Origin of the sequence: Pseudomonas sp. (assembly GCF_051660785.1) — a bacterium.
Classification (GTDB): Bacteria; Pseudomonadota; Gammaproteobacteria; order Pseudomonadales; family Pseudomonadaceae; genus Aquipseudomonas.
Map to the genome: position 1 here is coordinate 63671 of NZ_JBOFQE010000026.1, position 15758 is coordinate 79428.

The 15758-nt window shown below is 59.5% G+C and carries 19 protein-coding genes; 7 read left to right on the forward strand and 12 right to left on the reverse strand.

The window, feature by feature from the left end:
- Window positions 1-10: 10 nt before the first annotated feature.
- Window positions 11-1378, reverse strand: a complete 1368-nt coding sequence (locus ACRC4F_RS06755) for an SrfA family protein (protein WP_438658627.1) — start codon at window positions 1376-1378, stop codon at window positions 11-13.
- Between the two features lie 267 nt (window positions 1379-1645).
- Here ACRC4F_RS06755 and ACRC4F_RS06760 point away from each other — a divergent pair, with 267 nt between their 5' ends.
- Entirely contained in the window at window positions 1646-2860 is a 1215-nt protein-coding gene (locus ACRC4F_RS06760) for an aldose 1-epimerase family protein (RefSeq protein ID WP_438658628.1), read from the forward strand.
- Window positions 2861-2865: 5 nt separating this feature from the next.
- Here ACRC4F_RS06760 and ACRC4F_RS06765 read toward each other — a convergent pair whose 3' ends face one another.
- The 5 genes from ACRC4F_RS06765 to ACRC4F_RS06785 form a co-directional block, all read right to left on the reverse strand.
- Window positions 2866-4359: a YifB family Mg chelatase-like AAA ATPase gene (locus ACRC4F_RS06765; protein ID WP_438658629.1), complete on the reverse strand. Its 1494-nt coding sequence runs from the start codon at window positions 4357-4359 to the stop codon at window positions 2866-2868.
- 380 nt (window positions 4360-4739) lie between these two features.
- Window positions 4740-4910, reverse strand: a complete 171-nt coding sequence (locus ACRC4F_RS06770; RefSeq protein WP_438658630.1) for a hypothetical protein — start codon at window positions 4908-4910, stop codon at window positions 4740-4742.
- A 33-nt stretch (window positions 4911-4943) separates the two neighbouring features.
- Window positions 4944-5480, reverse strand: a complete 537-nt coding sequence (locus ACRC4F_RS06775) for an N-acetyltransferase (RefSeq protein ID WP_438658631.1) — start codon at window positions 5478-5480, stop codon at window positions 4944-4946.
- A 212-nt stretch (window positions 5481-5692) separates the two neighbouring features.
- Window positions 5693-6220, reverse strand: coding sequence for a BRO-N domain-containing protein (locus ACRC4F_RS06780; RefSeq protein ID WP_438658632.1), 528 nt, complete (start codon window positions 6218-6220; stop codon window positions 5693-5695).
- Between the two features lie 401 nt (window positions 6221-6621).
- Window positions 6622-6882: an accessory factor UbiK family protein gene (locus ACRC4F_RS06785; RefSeq protein WP_438658633.1), complete on the reverse strand. Its 261-nt coding sequence runs from the start codon at window positions 6880-6882 to the stop codon at window positions 6622-6624.
- Window positions 6883-7301: 419 nt separating this feature from the next.
- Between ACRC4F_RS06785 and glnK the strand changes: the two genes are divergently transcribed.
- The 4 genes from glnK to sutA all read left to right on the forward strand — a co-directional run bounded on the left by glnK (window position 7302) and on the right by sutA (window position 10081).
- Window positions 7302-7640 carry a P-II family nitrogen regulator gene (gene glnK / locus ACRC4F_RS06790; protein ID WP_002555808.1) on the forward strand — a complete coding sequence of 113 codons (339 nt, stop codon included), beginning with the start codon at window positions 7302-7304 and terminating at the stop codon, window positions 7638-7640.
- Between the two features lie 37 nt (window positions 7641-7677).
- A complete protein-coding gene (locus ACRC4F_RS06795; RefSeq protein ID WP_149416211.1) occupies window positions 7678-9015 on the forward strand; it encodes an ammonium transporter in 1338 nt (445 codons plus the stop codon).
- Window positions 9016-9228: 213 nt separating this feature from the next.
- Window positions 9229-9654 (forward strand): secondary thiamine-phosphate synthase enzyme YjbQ, encoded by a 426-nt coding sequence (locus tag ACRC4F_RS06800; protein WP_111448318.1) that lies wholly within the window; start codon window positions 9229-9231, stop codon window positions 9652-9654.
- 103 nt (window positions 9655-9757) lie between these two features.
- Window positions 9758-10081, forward strand: a complete 324-nt coding sequence (sutA, locus tag ACRC4F_RS06805; protein ID WP_253433675.1) for a transcriptional regulator SutA — start codon at window positions 9758-9760, stop codon at window positions 10079-10081.
- A 200-nt stretch (window positions 10082-10281) separates the two neighbouring features.
- Here sutA and ACRC4F_RS06810 read toward each other — a convergent pair whose 3' ends face one another.
- From ACRC4F_RS06810 to lptM, 6 genes are read right to left on the reverse strand one after another with little or no spacing between them, the layout of a single operon-like run.
- Complete coding sequence (locus tag ACRC4F_RS06810) at window positions 10282-10986, reverse strand: HAD family hydrolase (RefSeq protein ID WP_438658634.1); 705 nt, start codon at window positions 10984-10986, stop codon at window positions 10282-10284.
- Window positions 10983-11882, reverse strand: coding sequence for a tyrosine recombinase XerC (xerC, locus tag ACRC4F_RS06815; protein WP_438658635.1), 900 nt, complete (start codon window positions 11880-11882; stop codon window positions 10983-10985). The genes ACRC4F_RS06810 and xerC overlap by 4 nt, the downstream gene beginning before the upstream one ends.
- Window positions 11883-11884: 2 nt before the next feature.
- Complete coding sequence (locus ACRC4F_RS06820) at window positions 11885-12610, reverse strand: DUF484 family protein (protein WP_438658636.1); 726 nt, start codon at window positions 12608-12610, stop codon at window positions 11885-11887.
- A gap of 13 nt (window positions 12611-12623) precedes the next feature.
- Complete coding sequence (dapF, locus tag ACRC4F_RS06825; RefSeq protein ID WP_438658637.1) at window positions 12624-13454, reverse strand: diaminopimelate epimerase; 831 nt, start codon at window positions 13452-13454, stop codon at window positions 12624-12626.
- Between the two features lie 4 nt (window positions 13455-13458).
- Entirely contained in the window at window positions 13459-14706 is a 1248-nt protein-coding gene (gene lysA, locus ACRC4F_RS06830) for a diaminopimelate decarboxylase (RefSeq protein ID WP_438658638.1), read from the reverse strand.
- Window positions 14707-14715: 9 nt separating this feature from the next.
- Window positions 14716-14889, reverse strand: a complete 174-nt coding sequence (gene lptM, locus ACRC4F_RS06835; protein WP_075946461.1) for an LPS translocon maturation chaperone LptM — start codon at window positions 14887-14889, stop codon at window positions 14716-14718.
- Between the two features lie 223 nt (window positions 14890-15112).
- Here lptM and cyaY point away from each other — a divergent pair, with 223 nt between their 5' ends.
- Window positions 15113-15445 carry an iron donor protein CyaY gene (cyaY, locus tag ACRC4F_RS06840; RefSeq protein WP_438658639.1) on the forward strand — a complete coding sequence of 111 codons (333 nt, stop codon included), beginning with the start codon at window positions 15113-15115 and terminating at the stop codon, window positions 15443-15445.
- Between the two features lie 4 nt (window positions 15446-15449).
- A complete protein-coding gene (locus ACRC4F_RS06845; protein ID WP_438658640.1) occupies window positions 15450-15668 on the forward strand; it encodes a DUF1289 domain-containing protein in 219 nt (72 codons plus the stop codon).
- Window positions 15669-15758 lie beyond the last annotated feature (90 nt).

Genomic DNA, 15758 nt, shown 5'->3' on the forward strand with positions numbered 1-15758 from the left:
TATTCCAGTCTTATTCGCCCATCTGCCGCATGGACATGGGGAATTGATCTTTTCCGTAACCGCCGGTGCAGTCCGCGACCGTGGTCGCCCCTTTGCGGCAGTTGACCTTGGGCATGTCGTACGTGCTGCCATCGCCGCACACGGCCTGACCCTGGCTGTCGATGGCGAGGCTGCCGCCCTTCATGGTGGCGCTGACCGGGCCGCTGCATTTCGAGCCGTCGGCCTGGTGTACGGTGACTTCGCCTTTACCGTCCTTTAACTGGTATTCCAGGCGCAACGGCTTGCCGGTGCGGCGATCCTGGATGCCGGCGCCGGCGCGGTACTGGCCGTCGAGGAACTTGGCCGCGCCGTCGGCGGCGTCAGGCGGAATGCTCAGGGCCGGGCCCGGTTTTGTGGTGGCTGCGGCGGCGGACTTTTGCGCGTCGGGCGGAGTAACGGCAGGTGCCCCGGTTTTGTTTTCGGGTGGGGCGGTTGGCGCGGTTGGGGATTCGGCGGCCGGGTCTTGCGTGACGTCGGCGGTCGCGGCATCAACTTCGTTACCGGCGACGGCCGGAGCTTCCACGCCATGGGTGCCGGTCACGGCTGTGCCTGTGGTGGAACCTGCGACGGTGCCGGTCACGGGAACGCCATTCAGGGTTGTGACATTGCCGGTCAGTTGCGGCTCTTCCAGCTGTTTTTCCACCGGTACGATGCCTTCAGGCAACAAGTCCACCGCCACCAGCGGAATCGGCACGCACCCGCGCAAGCCGAGCAACAGCCACAACAGCAGAAGCAAGAACGGCAGCAGCAACAGCCACCACCAGCGACGCCACCACGGACGAGCCACCACCGGCACGACGGGCGCTACAACCGGTTCTTCGACCACGGGTGGCAAAGTAAATACGGGTGGAACCTGATAGAGGCAGTGCAGGGGATCGCGATTACCGGTACCGGCGTGCTCGAAACCCCAGAAGGTCAGCACCGGTTTGCCTTGCACCAGGTAGACGAAGTTTTCGTCAGGGAAATGAATGACGCGTTTGAGCAACTTGCCGAACACGGCTTTGTCGCCTTGCTGCTGTTCGGCCGGATCCGTACCCAGGAAACGCTGGCTCAATTCATCGAGCGCAGTCTTCAGGGCTTCAAGTTGGCGGCGGGCAGGTGCGCGCTCTTCTTCGGTCGCGCTGCTCCACGGGATCACATCGCCGTCGAGGCCGCTGTACCAATCGATTTGGTTGCCGAGTTCGTCGCTTTGAGGAATGGCCAGGTGATCGACCATGTCGGGGTTCTTGCGGCGAATCGCTTCGCGCAATTGCAGGGCTGCCCGGTAGACCGGTTGACCTGTTTCGCCCAGGGCTGTGAATGACCCGCTCTTACCGCTGCGTAATAGTGCCCCGCGCATCCAAACTCCATATGATCCGTTGCGCAAATGACAGGCAAAAGTGCCTGTTCTTGCTCCTGCATTTAGCTGGCGACCTTAATGTCATAATGATGTCGCCGTCAATCAGCCGTTAGGCCAAAACCGTATGAGATTAGCGTAACAAAGCGACCGTTGCTTGGGGTCGTAGAGTATTTGCGAGGGACGGTTGGCGCGTGTGCATTTTTTAATCTTGCTGAAACGTTTCATCAGCGCTATAAAAAATGCACAACTCCAAGAAAGGCTTTCCTCATGACCCCGCTCAAACTCGTCGTCGCCCTCGGTGCGCTGACTGCTGCCTCCCACGCCATGGCCTGGGATTACGTGCTGCTCGACACCGACAAGGCTGCCCAGAACTGGCAGATCACCAGCCAGCAACTCGGCGTAAAAACCGACAAGCCATTCTCCGTGACCCTGCGCACCTTGCACGGAGGCCGGCAGGAGGGCGTCAGCATCGTCGACATTGATAACGGCATGATGAAACTCTCGGTGGTGCCGACTCGCGGGATGAACGTCTTGCAAGCGTCGGTCGGCGATGTGCGCATGGGCTGGGATTCGCCGGTCAAGGACGTGGTCAATCCGTCCTTCATCGAACTCAATGGCCGTGGTGGACTCGGCTGGCTCGAAGGCTTCAACGAACTGGTCGCCCGCTGCGGCTACGAATGGGTCGGCCACCCCGGAATGGACAACGGTGAACTCCTGACCCTGCATGGTCGTGCAGCCAACATCCCGGCCAGCAAAGTGACCCTGCATATAGATGAAAAACCGCCGTACGCCATCAGCCTGCGCGGCGAGCTGAAAGAGCAGGCGTTCAAGAAAGTCGACTTCTCGGTGGTGACCGAATTGGTCACTGAGCCTGGCAGCGTGGCGTTTACCCTCAACGATACGTTGACCAATAACGGTGACTATCCGAAGGAGTATCAGGCGCTTTACCACAGCAACTTCAGCACGCCATTCCTGGAGCAGGGCGCGCGTTTTGCGGCGCCGGTTAAACAGGTGTCGCCGTTCAACGACAAGGCCAAAGGGGATTTGCCGGATTGGCAGACTTACCGTGCGCCGACCAAGGACTATGACGAGACGGTTTACAACGTTGTGCCGTATGGCGATGCCAAGGGTGATACGTTGACTGTTTTGCATAACAAGGCCGGAAGCCTGGGTGTTTCGGTCGGCTTCAACACTCAAACGCTGCCAGTGTTTTCGCTGTGGAAAAACACCGATACCCAAGGCCAGGGCTATGTCACCGGGCTTGAGCCGGGGACCAGCTTTTCCTATAACCGGCGCTATCAGCGACCGCTGGGGCTGGTGCCGACGATTGCGCCGAAGGAGTACAAGCAGTTTCAGATCAGCTATGGCTTGTTGGCGGACAAAGGGGCTGTAGATAAAGCGTTGAAGCGGGTGAGTGATATTCAGGGTGGGCGGGAGACTGAGGTGCGGCAGACGCCGTTGGTGGACCTCACCAAGGAATGATTTCATCAGCTGGAGGTTGGCCGGTATTGCAGCGCTTCAGCCAGATGACCACGGGTGATGCCATCCACCTGCTCAAGGTCCGCGAGGGTTCGCGCGACCTTGAGCAATCGATGCGCAGACCTCAGCGACAAGGTCAGTCGCTCACACGCTGTTTCCAGCCAGGTTTCATCGGTTTTGGATAACTTGCAGTGCTTGCGTAGACCCGGCAGATCAAGGAAAGCGTTCGCGCAGCCCTGGCGTTTGTGTTGGCGCTCTCTGGCGTCGGCGACCAGTAGCGCAGCGGTGGCGGTGTCATCGCCGGGTTTGAGCGCGGGATTCAACGCGGTGGCTTCCCGAGCGACGGTCAGGTGCAGGTCGATACGATCCAGCAGTGGCCCCGACAGCTTGTTGCGGTAGCGCTGGACCATGTCCGGTGTGCAACTGCATTTACCGCTGGGTTCGCCAAGATATCCACAGGGGCACGGGTTCATCGCGGCCACCAATTGAAAACGCGCCGGAAACCTCACGCGATCCTTGGCGCGGGAAATCACGATGTGCCCCGATTCCAGTGGCTCTCTCAAAACCTCCAATACCTTGCGATCAAATTCCGGTAGTTCATCGAGGAACAGTACGCCGTGATGGGCGAGGGTGATTTCGCCGGGTTGTGGCTTCGAACCACCACCCACCAACGCCGGGCCGGAGGCCGAGTGATGGGGTTGGCGGAAGGGTCTTTGCGGCCAGTGGCTCAAGGGCACGCAACTGGTGACGGATTGAATGGCTGCGACTTCCAGTGCCTCATTTTCGGCCAAAGGAGGAAGGAGTCCCGGCAAACGACTCGCCAACAGTGTTTTACCGGTCCCCGGCGGACCGCTGAACAGCAGGTTATGAGCGCCAGCCGCCGCAATCAGTAAGGCGCGCTTGGCCGAAAGTTGGCCCTGCACCTCATTCAAGTCGGGATAGGGCTTGCTGGCGTAGAGCAACCCGTTGGAAACATAGGGCTCGACGGGCGTATGTCCATTGAAGTGTGCGACCGCTTCCAGCAGATGGTCGACGGCAATCACCTTCAATCCCGACGCCAGGCACGCCTCCTCGGCATTCGCCCGCGGCACCATCAGTGAGCGCCCGGCCTTGCGTGCTGCCAGCGCGGCCGGCAATACGCCCCTCACGGCACGTACCGCGCCTGACAGCGCCAATTCTCCCAGACATTCAATGTCATCCAGCGTCAATGTCGGCACCTGCACGCTGGCGGACAGAATTCCCAGGGCAATCGCCAGATCAAACCGTCCGCCGTCCTTCGGTAAGTCCGCAGGCGCGAGATTCAGCGTGATGCGCCGCGCCGGAAATTGCAGGCCCGAATTGATGATCGCGCTTCGCACCCGGTCCTTGCTTTCCTTTACTGCCGCTTCGGGCAAACCGACCATTGTCAGCGACGGCAAGCCGTTGGCCAGATGGACTTCGACGGTAACGGCGGGCGCATCCACCCCAATCTGGGCGCGACTATGGACGATGGAGAGGGACATGATCGTTCCTTGAGCTTTACGGGAACCGCTTCCTGCGGTTTTTGAAGAGTAGTCGGGTCGTGTGACGGCACAGGCACCAAACTTTCGCAGGATGTTGCAAGTGTCTTTGTGGTGGGTGAAGCGTAAGGACGTGGGGATTGCTGACGTAATCAGTCGCGGGATGAAGTTGTTGTAGGACGTTGCCTGGATCGATGAAGGATGTCGGTGAAGGCTGAATCGAAGGCGAAAAAAAACCGCCTTGAGGAGGCGGTTTTTTGCTTGCAGGCTTCGGTGAGGCCAAGGCCTGCGTATCCTCAACAGATACACCCACGGTGCTGAGATTATTCATATCGAGTTATCGAAGCAAGCGCGTGACTCTGTTGTGTTGGGCACAACTGGGCTCAGGTTCTCACTCCGGCTAGCAGGCCGGCAGGCTCAAGCTCTTTGCCTCGAGCTGCACCGACTTCAAGAAAGCGTCGTTGATTCGCAGACACGGTACCGGCTAAACGGAGCGCCTCGGCATGAAACTCATAAACTAATAACAGCTTGGCCTTTCGTTTTTTTTTGTTCATAGACACCTCGAGTGTCTGGATCATGAGTTGATGTTATTGGTCATCCACGTAAATGACAAGGCGGTTGGTCTTGTCAAAATTGAATCCGAGCTCCTGATAGTAGGAGACAACGTTAGGGTCAGGATCTTGTATCTCGATCTCTTTGCACCCCAGCATCCGCGCGTAAAATTCTGCTGCCAATAGCGCCATTTGAGCGATCCACCCGCGAAGTGGATGGGTTTTGTCCGGGTGCCCCTGTAAAAGGATGATCTTTATGCAGACAGTGCTTCTTCTTGGGGTCGCATAGCACAGGCCACATAGCTTCTGTGCATACCAGATTGCCAAATCGAAACCCTTGGCGTCCTTACGCTTCCAGTCCGGGATGCTATGCCATGGATACAGGACTGCTTCTGTCCATAGATGAGAGGCATCTATCGCAGCAGAGGTAATAGGATCAAAACTGATCACTGACGTTTCTATCTCAAGACCTTGAGCTGCACAGTCCTTGATGAAGGTTTTGTGCGCCAGCTTTCGTGCATTCGATTTAAGAGTTTGGTCGCGTAGTTCCGTACCTTTTCCTTTTCTTCTCATCGCTCGTGTTCTGTTGGGGTCAGGGCGATGAAAGATAAAGGGCTGGAGAGTGCTCACGTAATCAGGCGCGGGAGCTGCATTCTGTAGGACCGTACTGGAATCATTGAAGGGCGTTAGATTAAAAGCTTTCGGATGTAGGAAATGGCAGCGTTAGCTGTGGGCTAATGCTGCCAGAAGACTTACATATGCAGTTTGTGTAGTGCTGTCTATTGTTAAAGCGATTGCAGCATCCGCGAAGCACGCTTCCACCAAGGTGCATTGACCGCAGGCTGCTGCCGTTCACCATCCGCAAGCATATGCGGAACATCCTGCAATCGAATCCACGGCTGGTTATTCCAGTGCAGCAAACTCAGCGACATCTCTGGCCAGTTCAACAGACTCAGGACCGGGCGTTCGCTTGTTGCCGGTTGTTGGGCATCTCTGAGGGCTGGCACTACGTCGTGGGTCAGCCATTCGCGCAGGCCTCGGTATTCGGGGCAGTAGTGGTAGACCAGCAAGGCGTAGACGCCGGATTCGCTGATTAGCAGGGTGTCTTCGATGGCGCCGTGGATGAGAACTCGTGCGGATTGATGTTGATCGGGGTCGAGTTTTCGTACGGCGCGTTCTTCGAGGTAAAGGCGAAGAAATCGGCCGAGGTCGCGGGCGCTGAACCAGGCCTGGTTTTCGAGGAGGAGGGCGTGGAGGTGGAGTTTGTGGCGGGTGAAGACATGAGGACTTAGATAAGAGTCATCGCTATTCATTGATACAGCTCCTTTTGCTGAAGGGGCTGCCGTCAATCGTCGCCAAACGATTGGGTGGCAGCTGTACGCGGGTTGGCGAACCGGAGCAAAAGGAACCCGGCAGACCCGAAGGTCTCCCACGCACAGCCGCCATGACTCGAGAGATGGTCGTCGTGCGCCTTAAGCTTCCAGGTCGCCAAACCCAGTGCTGAATATTCAGCTGAGGATGAGCTTAGGAACCTGGGCTTCGCGGCGCTATCGGACGGCGGTGGTGATCTTTGTAGGACGTTGCCGAGATTGTGGCGGGGCGGAAGATCAAATGATCGCAGCCCTTGGCAACTCCTACAGGTAAATCTGAAGGTCGTTCCGACCTTCAATCGCGAGCAGGCTCGCTCCCACAGGGGACTGCATTGTCAGCGGGGTTACTCGGTTGGCGGGTTCAGCTTCGCTTCAAGCTCCGCGACCTTCGCTTCGAGGCTTTCCAACCGTGCCCGGGTCCGTGCGAGCACGACCATCTGGCTATCAAACTCTTCACGACTCACCAGGTCCAGCTTACTGAAGCCGCTCTGCAGCAGCGCCTTGAACTGGCTTTCGATTTCGGCTTTCGGCAACGGGGTTTCGCCGCTGAAGAGGCGGGAGGCGGTGCCGGTCAGGGCGTCGAGGAAGTCTTTGGGTGCGAGCATGGGAAATGTCCTGTCAACAATGGCGGGCAGTGTATCACGCAGTGTCTATAGTCAATTCCGACCGCAGGGATGCACGCTTTTCGCGCATGTGCACGGACGGCCGCGCACTGTTGTTGTGCGTATCCGCCGGGCCGTTTGGGTGAAGCGGCGGTCGGAAGCGTTCAAGGGATTGAATTCAGTGGGTTTTGGCGAGATGGCAAGCTTTCTGCTTAGTCGATAGTGACCCATGCACTGATGCAGTCGCTGTGACGAATGCAGTGCGCCAAGCGGAACGGGGGAAGTGTTTCGTGCGGAGTGGTTAGCAGGCGTCGGACGGGCAATCAAAGGCCGACGATGCGTTACAAAGCCAGGCACTGCGCTTAGACTTGAGACGGGTTTGTTTTCCTGGGGCAAGTCCACCAATTCGGGAGAGAGTTTTCATGAAGCTAGTCACTGCCATCATCAAGCCGTTCAAGTTGGACGACGTGCGCGAGTCGCTGTCCGAGATCGGCGTGCAGGGCATTACCGTTACTGAAGTCAAAGGCTTCGGTCGGCAGAAGGGTCACACCGAGCTGTATCGCGGCGCGGAGTACGTGGTCGATTTTCTGCCCAAGGTGAAGATCGATGTCGCAATTGACGACAAGGATCTGGACAGGGTTATCGAGGCGATAACCAAGGCCGCCAACACCGGCAAGATCGGTGACGGCAAGATCTTCGTGGTCAATCTGGAACAGGCGATTCGCATCCGTACCGGCGAAACCGATACCGACGCGATTTAAACGCCGCCACAAACCCAACGCCCCAGGAGAAAACAATATGACTCTGCGTAAATTCGCAGGGCTAGGAGCCCTGTTGTCCCTCGTAATGCCCAGCCTGGCTATGGCGGCAGACGAAGTGGCGGCCCCAGTCCTCAATTCCGGCGATACCGCCTGGATGCTGACCTCGACAGCCCTCGTGCTGTTCATGACCATTCCCGGCCTCGCGCTGTTCTACGGCGGCATGGTTCGCTCCAAAAACATTCTTTCCGTGATGATGCAGTGCTTCGCCATTACCGGTCTGATCAGCATCCTGTGGGTCATTTATGGCTACAGCATCGCGTTCGACACCACCGGCATGGAGCAGGGCGTCGTCAACTTCAACTCGTTCTTCGGCGGCATGGGCAAGGCATTCCTCGCCGGTGTCACGCCTTCGAGCCTGACCGGTCCTGCGGCGCTGTTCCCTGAGGCGGTGTTCATCACCTTCCAGATGACCTTCGCCATCATCACCCCAGCGTTGATCGTCGGTGCCTTCGCCGAGCGGATGAAGTTCTCCGCCATGCTGATCTTCATGGGCGTGTGGTTCACCCTGGTTTACGCACCGATTGCGCACATGGTCTGGTCCGGCAACGGCGGCCTGATGTGGGACTGGGGCGTGCTCGACTTCGCTGGCGGCACTGTGGTGCACATCAACGCGGGTGTGGCCGGTCTGATTGCCTGCCTGGTATTGGGCAAGCGCAAAGGTTTCCCGACCACGCCGATGGCGCCGCACAACCTCGGTTACACCCTGATGGGCGCCGCGATGCTGTGGGTCGGCTGGTTCGGTTTCAACGCCGGTTCCGCCGCTGCGGCCAACGGCACTGCCGGTATGGCGATGCTGGTGACCCAGATCGCAACCGCCGCTGCTGCACTGGGCTGGATGTTCGCCGAGTGGATCACCCACGGCAAACCAAGTGCACTGGGTATCGCGTCGGGTGTTGTGGCCGGTCTGGTCGCCATCACTCCGGCTGCTGGCACCGTGGGCCCGATGGGCGCGCTGGTCATCGGCCTGGCAGCGGGCGTGGTGTGCTTCTTCTGCGCCACCACCCTGAAACGCAAACTCGGCTATGACGACTCCCTGGACGCCTTCGGTGTGCACGGTATCGGCGGTATCCTCGGCGCGATCCTGACCGGTGTGTTCGCTGCACCGTCCCTGGGTGGCTTCGGCACCGTCACCGACATCGCCGCTCAAGTCTGGATTCAGTGCAAAGGCGTGGGCTTCACGGTCATCTACACCGCGATCGTCACTTACATCATTCTCAAGGTCCTGGACGCTGTCATGGGCCTGCGTATCACGGAAGAAGAAGAGGCCGTCGGCATCGATCTGGCACTGCACAACGAACGCGGCTACAACTTGTAGTACGCGCATAAAAAACTTGCCCGGCTTGCCGGGCATTTTTTTGTCTGGCGTTTGTCAGTGAAGGGACTGCTGAAAGGTTTTTTCGTACACGTTTAGTGGCGTTTACGACGGGCGTTTTTCTGCGGCCAATGGCTTACACGATTGAAGGAATATTAGGGCCTTTGTTTTTTCCCAGAGCGCGCTAGAATGCGCCCCGAACGTGCGGAGAACTGTATGTGGCAACAGACTCTGATTACCCTGCGGGCACGGCCCCGGGGCTTTCATCTGGTAACGGACGAGTTACTCGCCGGCCTGCCTGAACTCAAGGCGTGTCGGGTCGGTCTGTTGCATTTGTGGCTGCAGCATACCTCGGCGTCGTTGACCATCAACGAGAACGCCGATCCGGCGGTACGTCGCGACTTCGAACGATTTTTCAATCGTCTGATCCCACAAGGAGCAGACGGCTATGAGCATAACGACGAAGGCCTGGACGACCTCCCGGCGCACTTCAAGGCCAGCGTACTTGGCTGTCAGCTCAGTTTGCCGATTTCGGCAGGCCGACTGGCGCTGGGGACCTGGCAAGGCGTTTATCTGGGCGAGCACCGTGATTTTGGCGGTGCCCGTAAAGTCCTCGCCACCGTGCACGGTGAAGAGGCATGAACCGCTGGTCACCAGCGGTTATTGAATTTTTCCGGCAGCTGTCGACAGACGGTAAAGCTGGGCTATAACTAATCTGCTTTTCGCAAGAGTCATGAGGTAGAACATGAGCGACGATGATCTGGAAAACGACGACCTCGAAGTAGGCGACGACGACGAAACCGAAGAAGGTCTGGAAGCAGCGACGGACGACGTCGTTGAAGACGATGGCGGTGAAGCGCCCGTTCCGACCGCCAAAGGCAAAGCCAAGGCTGCGGTATCGGTCGATGAGCTGCCGAGTGTCGAAGCAAAAAACAAGGAACGTGATGCCTTGGCCAAGGCCATGGAAGAGTTTCTTGCCAAGGGCGGCAAGGTGCAGGAAGTGGAGGCCAATGTGGTCGCCGATCCTCCCAAGAAGCCTGACAACAAGTACGGCAGCCGGCCTATCTAAGCGTCTACCCTTGCTTGCTGAAAAAGCCCGCCGTCGCTGCGGGCTTTTTCATGTCTGAAACAAAACTTGTGGGCCTGCAGCGATCCCCTGTGGGAGCGAGCCTGCTCGCGATGAGGGAGTGTCAGTCAACATATGCATCTCTGACACACCGCCATCGCGAGCAGGCTCGCTCCCACAGGGTTTTTGTGTGTTTTTCAGGATTAGTGTTGGGCATTCCAGAGGGCCAACAACGCCGGCAACTCGGTCAGGCTGCCAATCTCTGCATCCGGCGCCTTCTCGGCTTCCCATGCCTTGCCCGCAGGATTAAACCAGATCGCCCGCATCCCCGCCTGTTGCGCTCCGGCAATGTCGTCCCCCGGATGATCGCCGATATGCACCGCCGTCTCCGCGGTCGCACCGCCACGCTGCAACGCCTCATGAAACAGTCGCGCATCGGGTTTGGCGATGCCGATGTCTTCGGCGCACAGCGCAAACTTGAAGTAATCGGCCAGCCCCAACCGGCGCACATCAGCGTTGCCATTGGTGACCACGCCCAAGGCGTAATGCCTGGCCAGCGTCTCCAGCGTCGGCTCGACTTCAGGAAACACCTCGATCTGATGCCGGGCATGCAGAAACACTTCAAAACTCTTGTCGGCCAGGTCCGAAGCTTCACCGTGATCGTAACCGGCGTCTTCCAGCGCATGGAACAACACACGACGCCGTAGCGCGCTGATGCGGTGTTTGAGGCTCGGTTCGCTGGTCAGGATTCGCTCACGAATCGCCCATAAATGCTCCACCGGCACCGCGCCCAGATTCGGTGCGTGTTCGGTCAGCCATTCACGCAGTACGGCTTCGGCGCTGACGATCACCGGGGCGGTGTCCCACAGGGTGTCGTCGAGGTCGAAAGTGATCAATTGGATGGTCATGAATCATCGCCCTTAATGCGTTTGGCCCGTGGATGGGCGCTGTCGTAGACCGTGGCCAGGTGCTGGAAGTCCAGGTGGGTGTAGATCTGGGTGGTCTTGATGTCCGAGTGGCCGAGCAATTCCTGGACGGCGCGCAAGTCTTGCGAGGATTCCAGCAAATGGCTGGCAAAGGAATGCCGCAGCATGTGCGGGTGCAGGTTCTGCCCCAGCTCGCGCTCGCCAGCAGCTTTGACCCGCACCTGAATCGCCCGGGGGCCAAGGCGCCGGCCTTGCTGGCTGACGAACACAGCGTCGTCCGCCGGATTGGTCATGGCCCGCAGCGGCAGCCAAAGCTCCAGGGCTTCGCGGGCCTTTTTGCCCACCGGCAGCAGCCGAGTCTTGCTGCCCTTGCCGAGCACCTGAACCATCCCGTCGGCCAGATCCAGCTGATCCAGATTGAGCCCGGTCAGCTCCGAAAGGCGCAAACCCGAGGAATAAAACAGCTCAAGAATCGCCTGATCCCGACGCGCCAGGAAGTCATCTTCCACCGCGCCTTCAAGCAGTTGCAGTGCGCGGTCGGTGTCGAGGGTCTTCGGCAGGCGACGCTCGCCCTTGGGCGGCGCCAGGCCGTTGGCCGGGTCGTGATCGCAAAGTCCTTCGCGGTTCAGATAATGATAGAGCCCACGCACTGCCGACAGCAGCCGCGCCAGGCTACGGGACGATTGACCTTGGGAATGCAGGCGCGCGATCAGGCTGCGCAGGCGCTGGATATCCAGGGCGGCCCAGCTGCCGATGTTCTGTTTGACGCACCAGCCCAGCACTTTGTCGAGGTCGCGGCGGTAGGCGTATAGCGTGTGGGGCGACACCTGCCGCTCACTGCGCAGGTGTTCGCAGTAAGCGTCCAGTTGCCGTTCCATGGTCAGCGTACCGAACGCAGGGAGCTGTTGACCCGAGGCAGTACGCGGCCCATGACCTCGGCGATGTAGCTCAGAAACAACGTACCGACAGAGCTTTTGTAGTGCTGCGGGTCGCGGCTGGCAATGGCCAGAACGCCGTGAATGCCTTGAAAGCTGATGGCGACGACGGCGGTAGAGCCGATCTGCTTGCGCTGCTCTTCGCCGAACAGGAAGTCCAGCTCGTGTTCACGCAGGCTGCCGCTGACGCTTTTGTCTTCCGAGAGCAGGCCGCCGATGGCCGTTTGCGCCTCGGCATGAGTGACCCAGCGGCCCACCGGCATCGGGTTATCGCCCAACAGGATCAGGCTGACAAAAGGCACCTGGAAATCCTGGCGCAGACTGTCTTCGACGCTGATCACCACGTCTTCCAGGCTGTTGGCGTCCATCAGCGCGAGAATCAGGCGGCGTGTCTTGTCGAAGAGGCGATCGTTGTCGCGGGCCACGTCCATCAAATGCGAAAGGCGATGACGCAACTCGATGTTGCGGTCGCGCAGGATCTTCATCTGGCGTTCGACCAGCGAGACGGTATCGCCGCGCTGGTGCGGAATGCGCAAGGCCGGGAGCAGATCTTCGTGCTCGACGAAGAAATCCGGATGAGCCTCCAGGTACGCGGCAATCGCCGCCGCCTCAAGGCTTTCGGAAGGGGATTCGTCGGGCTGTTGGGCGGGAACCTGGGGCTTATCTTTCATGGATTCAACTCTCTCAAAGACGCACTTGTCCTTCATAAACGCGTACTGCCGGACCGGTCATCATGACCGGGTGGCCAGGGCCTGCCCATTCAATGGACAGACGCCCGCCGGGCAGGTCGATCAATAGCGGCGAATCCATCCACCCTTGGCTGATCGCGGCCACTGCGGCAGCGCACGCGCCGGTTCCGCAAGCCTGGGTTTCCCCGGCGCCACGTTCCCAGACGCGCAACTGCGCACGGTTCCGGTCGATGACCTGGAGAAAACCGACGTTGACCCGCGCCGGGAAGCGCGGGTGATGTTCGATTTTCGGCCCCAGTTCATGCACCGGTGCGTTGTTGATGTCGCTGACCCGCAGCACGGCGTGGGGGTTGCCCATGGACACGGCGGCCAGTTCGACCGTCGCACCCTCGACATCGACCTTATAACTCAAGGCCTGTTCTGGCGCCTCGAATGGAATCTCGGCCGGCACCAGGCGCGGTGCGCCCATGTTGACACCAATCTGGCCGTCGCTGCGGATATCCAGTTCGATGATGCCGCTCTTGGTCTCGACGCGAATCTGCCGCTTGGCGGTCAGGCGCTTGTCGAGCACGAAGCGGGCGAAACAGCGCGCACCGTTGCCGCACTGCTCCACTTCGGAGCCGTCGGAGTTGAAGATCCGGTAACGGAAATCCACGTCCGGGTTGCTCGGCGCTTCGACGATCAGCAACTGGTCGAAACCGATGCCGGTATGCCGATCGCCCCATTGCTTGGCATGTTTGGGCAGGATGTGCGCGTGCTGGCTGACCAGGTCGAGGACCATGAAGTCATTGCCCAGGCCGTGCATCTTGGTAAAACGCAGCAGCATGGGATTACTCCGGCAGCAGGCTTTCGCCAGCAAACAACTCGGCTACCGTCTCACGGCGACGCACTTCAAATGCCTGATCACCGTCCACCAACACTTCAGCGGCGCGGCCGCGGGTGTTGTAGTTGGAACTCATGACAAACCCGTAGGCGCCAGCCGAATGCACGGCCAGCAGGTCGCCTTCTTCGAGGGCCAGTTCACGATCCTTGGCCAGGAAGTCGCCGGTTTCGCAGATCGGCCCGACGATGTCGTAGGCACGAGCCGCGGTAGCGCGAGGGCGCACGGCGGTAACGTCCATCCAGGCCTGGTACAGCGCCGGGCGGATCAGGTCGTTCATGGCCGCGTCGACGATGGCGAAGTCTTTGTGTTCGGTGTGCTTGAGGTACTCGACCTGAGTCAACAGTACACCGGCGTTGGCGACGATGAAGCGGCCCGGCTCGAACACCAGCGCCAGGTCACGACCGTCGAGACGCTCGCGCACGGCTTTGATGTAGTCGGCCGCCAATGGCGGCTCTTCATCGCGATAACGCACGCCCAAACCACCACCGAGATCGATGTGGCGCAGGTATATGCCGCAATCGCCGAGGCGGTCGACCAGGCCCAGCAGGCGGTCGAGGGCATCGATGAACGGCGGTAGGGTGGTCAGTTGCGAACCAATGTGGCAATCGACACCGACCACTTCCAGGTTAGGCAGTTGCGCGGCGCGGATGTACACGTCTTCGGCGTCGGCGATGGCGATGCCGAACTTGTTCTCTTTGAGACCGGTGGAAATATACGGGTGCGTGCCGGCATCGACGTCCGGGTTCACACGCAGAGAGATCGGCGCGCGAACGCCCAGCTCGGCGGCGACCACTTGCAGACGCTCCAGCTCATCGGTGGATTCGACGTTGAAGCAATGAACGCCAACTTCCAGGGCGCGACGCATGTCGTCACGGGTCTTGCCGACACCGGAGAACACGATCTTGTCGGCGCTGCCGCCGGCGGCCAGAACGCGTTCCAGCTCGCCACGGGAAACGATGTCGAAACCGGCGCCGAGACGCGCCAGGACATTCAATACACCCAGGTTGGAGTTGGCCTTGACTGCAAAGCAGACCAGGTGCGGCATGCCGACCAGTGCATCGGCATAAGCCAGGTACTGGGCTTCGATGTGGGCGCGGGAGTAGACGTAAGTCGGCGTGCCAAAGCGCTCGGCGATGGCAGACAGGGCAACACCTTCCGCGAACAGCTCACCGTCACGGTAGTTAAAAGCGTCCATGGCGTTCCCTTATTGGTAGACGTCGTGCTTGTGTGCTTTGGACGGCTGCTTTTGCGAGGACTGGGCCTGCTCGGCAGGGTCTTGGGAATCGTCAGGCAGGTACAGCGGGCCTTTTTGACCGCAGGCCGACACAAGGCAGGCGACCGCGAGGAGCGCAGCAAGGGAAGAGATCAGGCGCTTCATGGCGAAATCCTTGAAAATGCATTAATTGCGCCGGAGTATACCGGCCACCCGGCAGCTTGCCTATGCGACGGGGTTCCCGTCCGGCGGGGCTGCGCCAGATGCTGGCCAGACAGGTTTCGATGTATGCCGGGCGAACGCTTGGTCGTTATCCTTTGCAATCACCGGGGCTCGCCCGTATCTTGCGGCGCTTGAGCGTGAACAGACACTTTTTGAGGTTGCCGTAATGAGTTTGACCGAAGCCCGTTTCCACGATCTGGTCGATGCCACCCAGCAAACGCTGGAGGATATTTTCGATGAGAGCGATCTGGATGTTGATCTGGAGAGCTCGGCCGGTGTGCTCACCGTCAAGTTCGAAAACGGCAGCCAGTTGATCTTCAGCCGCCAGGAGCCGCTGCGTCAGCTGTGGCTGGCGGCGGTGTCCGGCGGTTTCCACTTCGATTACGACGCAGAAAGCGAGCGCTGGATGTGCGACAAGAGCGAAGAGCAGTTGGGCGAAATGCTTGAACGCATCGTCAAGCAGCAGGCTGACGTCGACCTCGACTTCGAAGGCCTGTGAGATCGTGACTCAGCCTGCGCCCGTTCGTCCGCCCAAACCGCTTTACAGCAATGTCAGCCCGGCGGTGCCCTCGCCGTGCAGCGGCGTGTGCCGGCTCGACGAACAGAAGGTCTGCCTCGGGTGTTTTCGCCATGTCGAAGACATCCGCGAGTGGCGCTCGGCGGATGATGATCGCCGCCGGGTGATCTGCGCCCAGGCAGTCCAGCGCAAAACCTCCGCCTGACCCATAACCCTGTGGGAGCGAGCCTGCTCGCGATAGCGGTGTGTCAGACACATCAATCTTGACTGTTAGACCGCTATCGCGAGCAGGCTC